This is a genomic window from Synechococcus sp. H55.7, assembly GCF_047462395.1.
Taxonomy (GTDB): Bacteria; Cyanobacteriota; Cyanobacteriia; order Thermostichales; family Thermostichaceae; genus Thermostichus.
In genome coordinates this window covers 21,981-34,055 of the sequence record NZ_JANSJD010000026.1, presented here as the reverse complement: position 1 = coordinate 34,055, position 12,075 = coordinate 21,981, and the positions used below count along the sequence as shown (strand labels likewise).

9 protein-coding genes, 1 tRNA gene and 1 riboswitch are annotated in these 12,075 nt (G+C 60.1%); of the genes, 5 read left to right on the top strand and 5 right to left on the bottom strand.

Annotated elements, in window-relative coordinates:
- Positions 1-143: 143 nt before the first annotated feature.
- The gene (locus NW851_RS11785) at positions 144-872 is read left to right on the top strand and encodes an SDR family oxidoreductase (protein WP_414338741.1); all 729 of its coding nucleotides are present in this window, start codon (positions 144-146) and stop codon (positions 870-872) included.
- Positions 873-1,043: 171 nt separating this feature from the next.
- Positions 1,044-3,101, top strand: a complete 2,058-nt coding sequence (locus tag NW851_RS11780; protein WP_414338738.1) for a cation:proton antiporter — start codon at positions 1,044-1,046, stop codon at positions 3,099-3,101.
- Positions 3,102-3,320: 219 nt separating this feature from the next.
- On the opposite strand, the gene NW851_RS11775 is transcribed toward NW851_RS11780, so the two are convergent.
- Entirely contained in the window at positions 3,321-3,764 is a 444-nt protein-coding gene (locus NW851_RS11775) for a DUF4278 domain-containing protein (protein ID WP_414334931.1), read from the bottom strand.
- Between the two features lie 93 nt (positions 3,765-3,857).
- Positions 3,858-3,949, bottom strand: a riboswitch (Glutamine riboswitch).
- Positions 3,950-4,196: 247 nt separating this feature from the next.
- Between NW851_RS11775 and NW851_RS11770 the strand changes: the two genes are divergently transcribed.
- Entirely contained in the window at positions 4,197-6,077 is a 1,881-nt protein-coding gene (locus NW851_RS11770; protein WP_414338735.1) for a cation:proton antiporter, read from the top strand.
- A gap of 14 nt (positions 6,078-6,091) precedes the next feature.
- Here NW851_RS11770 and NW851_RS11765 read toward each other — a convergent pair whose 3' ends face one another.
- Positions 6,092-7,456 (bottom strand): CRTAC1 family protein, encoded by a 1,365-nt coding sequence (locus NW851_RS11765; RefSeq protein ID WP_414338732.1) that lies wholly within the window; start codon positions 7,454-7,456, stop codon positions 6,092-6,094.
- Between the two features lie 88 nt (positions 7,457-7,544).
- Here NW851_RS11765 and rpsT point away from each other — a divergent pair, with 88 nt between their 5' ends.
- A complete protein-coding gene (gene rpsT / locus NW851_RS11760) occupies positions 7,545-7,847 on the top strand; it encodes a 30S ribosomal protein S20 (RefSeq protein WP_414334928.1) in 303 nt (100 codons plus the stop codon).
- Positions 7,848-8,051: 204 nt separating this feature from the next.
- On the opposite strand, the gene NW851_RS11755 is transcribed toward rpsT, so the two are convergent.
- Entirely contained in the window at positions 8,052-8,486 is a 435-nt protein-coding gene (locus NW851_RS11755; protein ID WP_414338729.1) for a hypothetical protein, read from the bottom strand.
- 55 nt (positions 8,487-8,541) lie between these two features.
- Positions 8,542-8,814 carry a hypothetical protein gene (locus NW851_RS11750; protein WP_414338726.1) on the bottom strand — a complete coding sequence of 91 codons (273 nt, stop codon included), beginning with the start codon at positions 8,812-8,814 and terminating at the stop codon, positions 8,542-8,544.
- 163 nt (positions 8,815-8,977) lie between these two features.
- Between NW851_RS11750 and NW851_RS11745 the strand changes: the two genes are divergently transcribed.
- Positions 8,978-9,050 (top strand) — tRNA-Arg (locus tag NW851_RS11745).
- On the opposite strand, the gene NW851_RS11740 is transcribed toward NW851_RS11745, so the two are convergent.
- Positions 9,051-11,369, bottom strand: coding sequence for a GAF domain-containing protein (locus NW851_RS11740; protein WP_414338723.1), 2,319 nt, complete (start codon positions 11,367-11,369; stop codon positions 9,051-9,053).
- Positions 11,370-12,075: the final 706 nt, after the last annotated feature.

The following is a 12,075-nucleotide window of genomic DNA, read 5'->3' as shown; positions in this document are numbered from 1 at the left end:
AATACATCCAGAATCAGTCAGAGGGTGCTATCCATCCCCACCGTATAGACGGTGGGGAATTCCGCACCTTACGTTAACTCTCCGGATCGCCCCTCAAGGCCACTCCCTGGGTATGATGAGAGGAAGAGTTTAAAAAACGTAACGTGTCTTCCTCATTGTCCCAGGCGGTTGTTCTGATTACAGGGGCCACAGGGGGTATTGGCAGCGCCCTTGTGCCTCTGTTGGCCCAGGCCGGAGCCCATCTGGTGCTGGCGGCGCGGCGAGAGGATCCCCTTTCCACCTTGGCGGAGAAAGCGGTGTCCCTGGGGGCTGCCTCCGGGCTGGGGATCCCTGCCGATGTGACGGACTACAGCCAGGTCGAGGCCCTTGTCAACCAAACCCTACAAAGGCATGGGCGGATCGACGTGTTGATCAACCTGGCGGGGGCTGGGATCCTCAAGCCTGCCCCGCAAATTACCCCTGCCGACCTGGAGCAGATGCTGGAGGTCAACCTCAAGGGCAGCTTCTACACCAGCCAACTGGCGGCCAACGCCATGCGGGAGCAAAAATCCGGCCACATCCTCAACTTCCCCGGCATTCTTGGGCGTCACCCTATGGCTATGGCTGCAGCTTACTGTGCCGCCAAATTTGGCGTGGTCGGCTTTAGCAAGTGCATGGCCGATGAGCTGAAGCGCTTTGGGGTGCGCTTTACCCTGTTTTACTTTGGCGGCATTGACTCGCCCTTCTGGGATCCCATCAGCCTCAAGGTGCAGCGGGACAAAATGCTCAGCCCCACCACGGCTGCCGAGGCCATTCGCTTTGTCCTCACGCTGCCTGCCAATGCCGTGCCCAACGAGGTGGTGTTGCAGCCGGAAAGCCACCAGTTTCTCTAAGGCTCGCCCAGTTCTGGGAATAGGGAGGGATCCCAAGCTGCTGAAGTCGGGATCGCCAGCAGGGACTTTCCCAGCCTGGAAAGGGAGGGTTGAGGCGGGCGAGGTCTCCCCGTGGCTAGTTGGGAGGATTGCTTCCATAATTAGGGAGACGTCCAGCCAGGGGCCTGGCCGATGGAGGCCATACGCTCACTTTTGCAAGAGGAGCCTATCCTCTCGTTTGCTCTACTGCTGGGGGTGATCCTGGTGGTGCCGCTGCTCTTTGAGCGGCTGCGCCTGCCGGGGCTGGTGGGCCTTTTGGCGGCGGGGATCGCCCTGGGGCCGCAGGGGCTGAACCTGCTGAGCTCAAAGCTGCCGACGGTGCAGTTGCTCTCGGATATCGGCGTGGTCTACCTGCTGTTTGTGGCCGGGCTGGAGATCGACCTGGAGCAATTTCGGCAGACCCGCAACCGCTCCGCCACCTTTGGCTTGTTGACCTTTGCCATCCCTCTAACCGTGGGCACTGCCATTGGGCGGCTATTTGGCTTCGGCTGGAACGCCGCCATCCTGCTGGGATCCCTGTTTGCCTCTCACACTCCCCTGGGCTACCCCATCGTCAGCCGCTATGGCCTGGTGAAAAACGAGGCGGTGCTGGTCACCATCGGCGGCACCATCTTCACCGACATTGCCGCGCTGCTGGTCTTGGCGGTCTGCGTCGGCATCCACGGCGGCGAGTTTTCCCTCTGGAGCGTGATGCGGCTGCTGGGATCCCTGCTGCTGTATGCGGCTGCGGTGCTGTTTGGGGTGGACTGGCTGGGGCAGCGGTTTTTTCGTGTAACCGGCAGCGAAGAGGGCAACCAATTTTTGTTTGTGCTGCTGGCTCTGTTTGTGGCAGCTCTAGGGGCGCAATGGATTGGGGTAGAGAAGATCATCGGCGCCTTTCTGGCGGGGCTAGCCGTGAACGATGTGCTGCGGGAGGGCTCTGTCAAAGAAAAGATCGTCTTTGTCGGCAGCATCTTGTTCATCCCCGTCTTTTTTGTGGATATAGGGCTGTTGCTCGACCTGCGCGCCTTTCTACAAACCCTCAGCTCCCTTTGGCTGATGTTGAGTATCCTGCTGGGGTTGACCCTGAGCAAATACACTGCCGCCCAACTCTGTCAGTGGCTCTACCACTACACCCCGGCGCAAAAGCTGATGATGTGGTCGCTTTCCTTACCCCAGGTGGCGGCCACCTTGGCGGCAACCCTGGTGGGGTACCGCGTGGGGTTGCTCAATGCAGAGGTGCTCAACAGCGTGGTGGTGTTGATGTTGGTTACGGCCACCCTGGGCCCAATTTTGACCAGTCGGGCGGCCACGCAAATGGCTATGGAGGAGGAACAGGGTCGGCTTCCATCTGCCGCAGGGGTCGCTCCCGCCTCTGCAGCGCCGCCTTCCCCGCCCTACGTGGTCGTGGTGCCGCTGGCCAATCCCGAAACCGAGGAAAACCTGCTGGAGATGGCCTGCCTCCTGGCCAAGCACGAGGGCGGGCGGGTGGTTCCCCTCGCGGTGGCGACCGGCCACCTGCACATGGACTCTCCCTTGCTGCAGGACTCTCTAGAACACGGCGAGGGTCTGCTGCGGCGGGCAGTGGAGTTTTGTCAGGCCTTGGGAGTAGAAGTTACCCCCCTCAGCCGCATCGACAGCCACGTTGCCCAAGGGATCAACCACGCCAGCCGTGAGCAGAACGCCAGCCTCATCGTCATGGGCTGGAGCGATCCCACCCGCTTGCGGGCCCGCCTCTTCGGCAGTGTCATCAATAGCGTCCTCTGGGCCGCCCATTGCCCGGTTGCCGTGGCGCGCCTGCTCCAGCCCTCTCACAAGCTGCGGCGGATCCTGGTGGCGCTGGAAAACTTTCGCTCGCAGGCGGCTCGGGCAGTGCGCTTAGCCGAGATCTTGGCTGCCGCCAACCAGGGAGAGGTTACCTTGCTCCACATCTGCCTCGCCAGCACCCCCGAAAGCGATCGCCAGTGGCTGGAGGCGCAGCTTTTGTCCCTGGCCCAACAGCCGGACTTGAGCTGCCCTGTCCAGGTAAAGGTCTTGGCCAGCGACGATGTCGTCGAAGCCCTCTTGCAGGAGGCCCAAGGGTTTGACCTGGTGGTGTTGCCCTCTTTTCGGCGGCGCAACCCCAGCGGGAGCCTATCCTTCAGCGACACGACCACCCGCATCCTGGAACGCCTCACCAGCTCTTTGATCATGGTCGGGGAGCCCCTCTAAACGACAGCGGGGGTCGGATCCCCCCACCCCCTCCGGCGGGCCTAGCAGCCATCCCACCCACCACGAGCCGCTCGACCCAAGGGTGGCTGCCCCCTGCAGCCTACTGGGATCCCTGTTTCCACACTCCCCTGGGCTACCCCATCGTCAACAGCACCCAAAAAAAAGGATCCCGGCCGGGATCCTTAGGCTTGTGCCAGAGCATCAACAGCTACAAGTGAGTCAGCTCATGCTGACTCGGCTGCGGTCATAGGTGAGACGGAAGGTGGGATGCACCTTTCCTTGGATGCGGTTCCAGAAGTTGCGCACATTGACGTGCAGCCCAACCTGCTCCGTGCCGCGCACCAACATGGCTTGCTGCCGAATCCGAATCGCGCGTTGATGACCCATCATCAGGCGGCGAGCCAACTCGTCCAGAATATGGGAACGGCCCGCCTCCGGAGCAGCTGCCATCACCGGAGCGGCTGGAGCCGGCGCTGCCGCAGCCTCGGTACGATAGGCCACGCCTCGATAGAGCAGGTTCAGGTTAGTGGGCAAAACCACCGGCTTGCTCAGGTGGCGGAACCGCCAGTCCAGCCCCCGATAGCGACCCCCCACTTTGCCCGGAGAAACAGTCACCGTCGCCGGTGAGTGGGTGTAACCAACGCCACGGTAAGAGAGTTCCATGATTTTCGCCTCCAAATGTAATGGTCTGTATCCACTTCACTTCCTGAGTTGAGAAGTGACCTGGGATGTCCCCTGGACAGTCACAAGGTTTGAGGCGCGTTCCTTCGGGATAATTCCCTACTTCCGTCCTCTGGCCGCCATCTCGCCCCACGATGAGCCAAACGGCAGGCGAAAGGATGAACGATTTCTGTCTACATTCTGTATTATAAGCTACGGTTTTGGGGTGTTGTCAGCAACTTTTAACAAAAATTTCTCCTGATTCCCCCTCTAGCTATCCAACAACCCAGGCTGAATGACGCGGCATCCTCTTTGGGAGCCGGTTTGCAGCGCTTTGGGTTGGGCCCAGTCTGTCCGCAAGGCCGAAGAAAGCAGTATCGTGGAAGAATCCTCAGGATCGGCTACAAAAGTTCATACTCCTGGTGGGGTGTCTCGGTGCAGGAAGACTTTCGCCTGATTTTGGACATTGTGACGGTGTTGGCGGCAGCGGCGGCGGGCGGATTTTTGGCCTCCCTGTTGAGGCAGCCGGTGTTACTGGGGTATTTGCTGGCCGGGATCCTGGTGGGGCCGGCGGGGCTGGGGTGGATCAAGGAGTTGGTGCAGGTGGAAACCCTGGCCCAGTTTGGGGTGACCTTTTTGCTATTTACTTTGGGGGTGGAGTTTTCCCTCAAAGAATTGCGCCAGGTGCGGGGGATCGCCATTGGCGGCGGTGCCTTGCAGATCGGCCTGACCATCGCGATCACAGCGGTGCTGGCGGTGGCCAGCGGCTGGCTGACGCCGGTGCAGGGGATCTTCCTGGGGGCGGTGCTCTCTCTGTCTTCCACGGCGGTGGTGCTCAAAAGCCTCATCGAGACCAACCAGATGGGCACACCCCAAGCTCAGGCCATGCTGGGGATCTTGATTGTGCAGGATCTGGCGGTAGGGCTGATGCTGGCGGTGTTGCCGGCTTTGGATTGTCCTTTGCCGGAGCTGGCGGGATCCCTGGCCAAGGCGCTGGCAGAAATCGGCCTGGTGGGGCTGGGGGCGGTGGTGGGCGGGATGTGGCTGGTGCCCGCTTTCCTGCGGCTTTTGGCGCAGCAGGAGAGCAAAGAAGTGTTTTTGCTGGGGGTGATCAGCCTCTGCGTAGGGATTGCCCTGTTGACGGAGCGGCTGGGCATTTCCAGTGAGATCGGGGCTTTTATCGCCGGGCTGATGATCTCAGAAGTGGAATACGCCGACCAGACCCTGGCTTACGTAGAGCCCTTGCGGGATGTGTTTGCCGCCCTCTTTTTTGCTGCCATTGGCATGCTCATCGATCCCAGCTTTATCGCCGCCCACCTGCCCTTGATCCTAGGGTTAGTGGGGCTGGTGATGGTGGGCAAGTTTTGCCTGGTGGCCCCTTTGGCCGGTCTGTTCGGCTACCCGCTCCCCTCAGCGGTGTTGGTGGGGCTGGGCCTCTCGCAGATCGGCGAGTTCTCCTTTGTCTTGGCCAGTGAAGGGCAGGCGCTGGGGCTGGTGTCGCGGCAACTCTATTTGCTCATCGTCAGCACCACCGCTGTTACCCTGCTCGTCACTCCCTTTCTGCTCAGGGGCGCGCCGCGACTGCTGGCAAACTTACAAGGGATCCCCTTCTGGGCCCGTTGGCTGGAAGGGAGCGAGCAGCCCCGCGCTCTGGCTCCCGACGCTCCCCAAGAGGGGCACGTGGTGGTGTGCGGCTATGGACAGGTGGGGCAAGACATCGTGCGCATCCTGGAAGCCCGTCGCCATCCCCTTTTGGTGATTGACCAGTCGGAACGGGTGATCCAACAGTTGCGCTCGCGCGGGATCCCCTATCTCTACGGCAATGCTGCCAGCGCCCCGGTGCTGGAGAAAGCTGGCCTGCACCAAGCCCGCGCCTTGGTGATCGCCCTGCCGGATCGCCTGAGCATGCGCCTTTGCCTGAAACGGGCGCTGGAACTGGCGCCCCACCTGGATGTGGTGGTGCGGGCCACCCATGAAGAGGACATTGAGCAGCTCTATCAGTTGGGAGCCCGAGAAGTCGTCCACCCGGAATTTGAGGCCAGCCTGGGCTTGTGCAGCCATGTGCTGCTGAAGCTGGGCGAGCCCCTGGAGGTCATCCAGCAGGAGATCCTAGCCATCCGCAGCAGCCACTACCGCGATTTGCGCCCTCTCCACCCCAGTTGCCTGATCCCCACGCCTGTCGGTTGGCTGACACCCCCTTCTCCCCCCCTCCCCGCTCCTGCCAACGGCAGCTCACCTGAGGTGCTGGCCTGGTGGGAACACTGGCAGCGCCCCGTGCAGCCGGAATGGGCAGGGATCTCAGGCTCCGCTGAGTAGATCTCTCAGGGGAGCTAGCCAGGATAGGGGATCCGCAGGAGCTGGTTGACCGGCGGGCGAGCCACCTGCAACTGTTTTCCGTCCGGCCACTGGATCTGGATTTCCTTGACCAGCGTTTCGGATCCCAGGCCAAAGTGGGCCACTGGCTCCATCTGACAGAGGTAGCCGCTGCCGGCATCGATGGGATAGATCTGGGTGCGGGTAGAGGTGATCAGCCGCACCAGGGCGCCGCGGGCCGGGGATCCTTGGCGGGTGAGGGGCAAGACCCTTAGCCAGTTGTTGCCATTAGCCAGGGGGCGGTAGAAGCTCAGGGGCTGGGCGCCCGACTCGCCGTGGGCAATGAGCAGCTCCAGGCGACCGTCCCCATCCACATCGGCGACTGCCGCTCCCGTCCCCAATCCCTGCGGCTCGGCAGCCTCTCCAATGTCAATGGCCTGCCAGCGGCCGGAGCGCCAGCCAAACAGGCGGTTGGGCTCGCCGATGTTGTTAAAAAACAGCTCCGGGTAGCCGTCGTTGTCGAAGTCGGCAGCAATGACTGTGCGAATGCGGGAGGGTCTGGCCAGATCTGGGGGGGCCACGTTCTTGAAAATGCCGCCGGGGGTTTGGATCCAGAGGCGATGCGGCCCTTCCCAGTTGCCGTAGACCAAGTCCAGCCGCCCGTCCCCATCCAGATCCACCGCTGCCACCCCCCGCCCATGCTCGCCGGGATCCGCCAGCCCCACCTCGGCGGCAATTTCTTCAAAGGTGCCATCCCCGCGGTTGCGAAACAAAAAGTTGGGCCCCTGCTCGTTGACGGCAAACATGTCCATCCGCTGCGAGACCAAGGGCAGGGCCACCAGCCCCCGCCCGCCCGTTACCCGGTTCACCCCCGCCTCCGGTGCCACATCGGCAATCATCTGGTTGGAGCCCAGCTCGTAAAGGCGCATGGGGCCGCCGTAGTTGGCCACGAAAAACCCGTACCGCCCCTGGCCAAAGCGATCCACGCAGGCCACCGAGCGACCGGCCGTCAAGTTGAGGGCATCTTGGTTGTGGGGTAGAGAGAACAGATCCACCCAACGGGATCCCTGCCAGTCGAAGAGGCGATCCCCAAAGCGCTTGCGCCCGCCGAAGGTATCGGTATTCAAAACATAGAGTTCTTCTTGCCCGTCGCCGTCGAAGTCGCCGGCAGCCACCCCAATGGCCATGCGCCCTGCATCGGCCAGAGTATCGTCCACCAGATCCACCAGCGCCTGGCCGTTCCACTTCAAAACCCGATTCGGGCCGCGGAAGCCGCACACAAACAGCTCAAAAGCCCCGTCCCGATCCACATCGCAAACGGCAACCCCATAGAAAAGGGCAGGCGGGTTGAACAAGAGGAGGGAGCTGCAATCTCGAAACATGGGGATCCCGTCGTAGGAGAGGCAGGAACTGGTGGAGCTCCAAACTCTAATGGTATGCTAGATCTCCGCCGTAGCTTCCCTCTCGACCATGCCACGCATTAAATCTGCCATCAAGCGCGTCAAGATTGCCGAGCGAAATCGGCTACGCAACAAAGCTACCAAAGCCATGGTGCGCGCGCTGATGAAAAAAGTGATCTCTCTCTCCTCTACTTACGCCGCCAACCCCCAACCGGAAACCCTGCAGGAGATTCAAGCGGCGATGAGCGCTGCCTTTAGCCGCATCGACAAAGCGGCCAAAACAGGGGTTCTCCACAAAAACACAGCCGCCCGTCGGAAGGCTCGTCTATCTCGGATTGTGCAACGATCCCTAGCCGCCACAAGTGCCTCCTAAGACAGGGTCTTGGACAGGCGGAGCCCAAAGGGCTCTACTGCTGCCCCGGAAGCAAGCTTAAGCATTTGCCTACCAGGCTACTCTGCTGTGTGTTGCAACCTTCTCCAAACCGGCGCTGACAGCCGTTGACCTCAGCCAAGGAGCAACAGCAGCCATGGCAAGACGGGACATCTGGTCAGGGATCCCAACTCTCGGCCAGGCCAACTAGCGGGAATCCAAGGTGCGCACCAGCCAGCGCCGCAGCGGATGCCAGGCGGGCAAAGACAAAATCCAGCGGGACTGGCGCTCCAACATCAGGCGCTCCATGGGATAGAGGCCAAACAGCTCGTAGCGGCTTTGGGCGATCAAGATCCCCAGCGTGAAGCTGACGCACAGCAAAAGGCCGAAGGTAGGCCAGCCGGGCTGGTAAAACAAGGCATAGCGCAGGCCTGTCCAGGTGAAATGGTTCCACAGGCGGATGAGATCTGCCCGCAAAGCCCAGAGGCTGGGGATCCCGACCAGCAGCCACAGCAGGCCCAGAAAGATAAAGCTGCCGCCATGGTAGAGGCGCAGCAGACGCCTGGCCGCCGGAGAGAGGGATCCCAGGCCGGGAGGGCTCTGCTTGTCCTCAACTGAACCAGGATCAGGGAGCGGTGGCATAGGGATCCCGATTTTCAACACCCATTTTGGCCGGGTCTTCCCCAAGATGGCTTGGTTACAGGGGATCCCTGAATGGGTACTCTTTTGTTCTCTGCTCGTCAATTTTAAGGGGAAAGGCGGCGAAGTCTGGCATCGATGCACAGGGATCCCAGTTGTGGCTCTCCCGTTGCACAGCGCCATCCAAAAGGGCATTGATCAAAGCATCTGCCGCCCGCAGGTCTTCCTCATCTGGACAGTTGGTTTCAAACAGCTCGTACAGGCAAGTTTCCTGAAAGAGGCTTAGGCGCCCCGTTTTGAGAGCCTGGCGGACGATCTCTTTGACGTTCATATCCTAAGCAAAATCCAGAATCGCCAACATTCTCATGGTGAAGGGATCCGGACCCGGCTCCTTAAGTCAAATCGCGCAACTTGCCCAAGCCAAAATACGGAAGTCCAAGGCAGAGGCAGGCCAGTCGGGGTACTGGGTCGGGGATATAATGGCTCTGCGTCTGGCCTTGCTAGCTCAATGGATAGAGCACCGACCTTCTAAGTCGATGGTTGCAGGTTCGAGTCCTGCGCAAGGCGCTAGGCTCTGTTTTGAGTTGCCGACAAGCTGCCCTGATGGGGGCACCACACCTGGAAAATCACCTGCCGGGAACGGCTTTCCACCGTCAGGGATCCCTTTAACATCTCCATAGCCTTTTTGGCTAGCGGCAGGCCTAGGCCTGTCCCTCCGGCTTTGCGGCGATCCAACTGTGGGATGCGGTAGAACTTTTCAAACACATGGGGCAGCGCCTCTGGAGGAATTTCCACTCCCGTATTGCGCACCTCGATCAGCCAGCCGGGACGGTTCTGTTGATGGATCTGGCTAAAGCGCAAACAGATGCTTTCCCCAGCCGGCGTGTACTTGCAGGCGTTGTTCAAAAGTTCGCCCACCACCCGCGACAGCAGGCTCTCATCCGTGCAGAGGGGCAAAAGGTCGGGATCCCATTCCAACTGAAACTGTTGGTTCTGCTGGGCAGCTCGCAGCCGGAAGGGCTCGGAAAGATTGGGGATCCACTCCTGAGGAGATAACCAGGTTAGATTGAGATCCCTATTTCCGGCTTCAATAGCTTGCAATTCCAACAGCTCGTTGATCAAGTCCAGCTCGCGGTTGGTCTCCATCTCCAAAATCTGCAAGTAGCGCCGCTCCCGCTCCGTCAGGTTGGCCTTGGAGAGAAAAGCAATTGCCAGCTTCATGTTGGTTAGAGGCGTGCGCATCTCGTGGGAGACCATGTGCAGAAACTCATCCTTGAGGTGGTTGAGCTCCTGCAACTGCTGCACCTGCTGCTGCACGGTTTGGAAAAGCCGGGCCTGGCGAATGGCAATCGCACACTGGCTGGCCACCCGCCGCATCAAGCGCTGTTCCCGCTCGCCAAACACCTGCCCCGGCGGACGCGAGCCGCAAATATTTCCCAGCAGGAGAGATTCGCCTTCCTGAGCATCGCAAATGGGAAGTACCAGCAGCGTGTGGCGGTCGTAGCTGGGCCAGCAGGGGTGGCCAAGGTTGCTGAAATAGCAGAACTGCCCACCCTGAAGCTGCTGGAGCACCTCGGCAAAATCGGCAAAGGGGATCTCCAGGGGAAAACGGCGGATCCCTTCTCCAGGTCGATAATCCAAGGCCAAAACGCCAACCTGTCGTTCTGAGTCATGGAGGGCAATCATGCAGCCGGAAAGGCCAAGGCTGAGGGCCAGTTCCTGCGCCACGGTTTCCAAAATCTTGTGCTCGTCTAGGCTGGAGCGAATTTCTTCCGTGATCAGTTGCAGCAGGGCCTCGTCTTCGTAGGCTTGCTGCAGTTGGCGGTTGCGCACCCGCACTTGGTAATCCAGTTCGACGTTGGCTTGCTGCAGCCTTTGATAAAGTTCCGCCTGTCGAATGGCGACTGCCAGGTGATTGCCAATTGCCCTGGCCAACTCGATCTCTTCCTCTTGCCAATCGGGTTCAGAGATCAGGCGTCTCAGGGCTAGAGCGCCCCAAAGTTTCCCTTGACAGGCCACCGGGATCCCTAGCCAAGGGCCGAGCTGGCAGTCTTGCCTTTCCTCCAATGCAAAGGGATCGGAAACTTGCTTGGGATCCGCCACGTGAAAAACTTGCAGCCACTTGAAGTGCTGGATGGCTGGAATCTCTGGATCATCCGGTATGCGCAGGTGGAGAGCACTGGGCACATCGGGGGAGCGAACATAGCCGGCAATGCCCACCCACACCTTCTCGGTAGGCAGATATTGGTAAAGGGTAACCCGCGCTGCCTGCAAAACCTGGCCTACTTCCTGCACCGCTACCTCAAAGAGGGCGGGTAGATCCAAAGAGGTGCTGATGGCTTGAATGAGCCGGTTAAACAGTTTTTCCCGCTGCACCTGTTGCTGCAGCCTCAGCTCGGCTTGCTTGCGCTCGGTGATGTCCAAGGTTACCCCCACGATATGGCTGGGATCCCCTTCCGGCCCCAGGAGCACGATCCCCTGGGAGAGGTGCCAGCGCACCTGCCCGTCTGCGAGGTGGGCGCGGTACTCGACGGCAAAGTTGGGATCCCCCTCCAATGCTCTAGGCCCCGCCAACTGGAGAGCTTCCTTCACCCTTTGGCGATCTTCGGGGTGAACGCTCTCGAAAAACATCTCCAGAGTGAACTCCTCGCCGGGATCCCGTCCGTACTTGGCCTTGCACTGAGGGGAACTGCTCAGCTCCCCGCTGCGCAGATCCAGTTGCCAGTAGCCCAGTTGGATGGCCTCCAGAGCCAAAAAGAGATGCTCTGGATAAAAGCCGCCGTCTTCTGGCCGCACCGGCACCAGGCGGTGTTGAGCTGAAGCCATCTCCCCCACCAAAACGGTTGGTTGCTCCAGCAGCGCTACCTCATTGTGGACGATCCTCATACAGATCTGAGAGATCCCCTTGCCAGAAATCCTTAGCTTTAAGCATGATTTTAGTACTCTGCTCAAAGATGTGTTAGCCAATACAAGATCTTTACTTCACGCTAAACTTCAGATCCGGAGAGCCGACTCTTGACCGCAGCTTGTGGCCGAGGGGGGAGCCTCTGCTATAGTAATGGGCAGTTGCGCCTTGGATCCCAACACTGGGGATCCCCCTAGCAGGTGGGGTTAGGGCAAGCCGAAATGAGTTCGCGTTGAGAAGAGAGCAGTGCTGCATCAAGCTCCTTCCTTGCGGCTGCGCCCTCAGCCTGTGTGAAGCGTTGATTCTTTTTTATGCTGCCCTATGCCACGTTTGGCCTAAAAAAATTGCTGCTGATTTTGAGCGGGGATCTTTTCCCTCGGAAGCCTATAGTTAGTTTCTGGCGATTGTTCGATATTTTTCGGTTTGCGGTAACGCGGCTGCTCAAGGTGCCGCTGCCCTCTTCCTTTGGTTAGCGGGCAGAGACAACCCAACGGATGGGGATAACCTCAGGTTGGGCTAGCTGGCGAAGGTGAGGTTGTCCCCAAGAACGGATTCTTTGAGCCTATCCTCTTGCCGGCCAAGGTCGCCAAAGTTGCTTGTGGCAACGGCCAGGTTGTCCTGTACGGGCTGATGGCTAGCTTAGAGCGCCTGGGGTGGCAGGCAAGGGGATCCCTGCGGCATTTTTCA

Bases quoted from the DNA above. Each gene is read 5' to 3' on its own strand.
- NW851_RS11750 (WP_414338726.1), bottom strand. From the start codon at position 8,814: ATGAACGTCAAAGAGATCGTCCGCCAGGCTCTCAAAACGGGGCGCCTA.
- NW851_RS11740 (WP_414338723.1), bottom strand. From the start codon at position 11,369: ATGAGGATCGTCCACAATGAGGTAGCGCTGCTGGAGCAACCAACCGTT.
- NW851_RS11780 (WP_414338738.1), top strand. From the start codon at position 1,044: ATGGAGGCCATACGCTCACTTTTGCAAGAGGAGCCTATCCTCTCGTTT.
- NW851_RS11755 (WP_414338729.1), bottom strand. From the start codon at position 8,486: ATGCCACCGCTCCCTGATCCTGGTTCAGTTGAGGACAAGCAGAGCCCT.
- rpsT (WP_414334928.1), top strand. From the start codon at position 7,545: ATGCCACGCATTAAATCTGCCATCAAGCGCGTCAAGATTGCCGAGCGA.
- NW851_RS11765 (WP_414338732.1), bottom strand. From the start codon at position 7,456: ATGTTTCGAGATTGCAGCTCCCTCCTCTTGTTCAACCCGCCTGCCCTT.
- NW851_RS11775 (WP_414334931.1), bottom strand. From the start codon at position 3,764: ATGGAACTCTCTTACCGTGGCGTTGGTTACACCCACTCACCGGCGACG.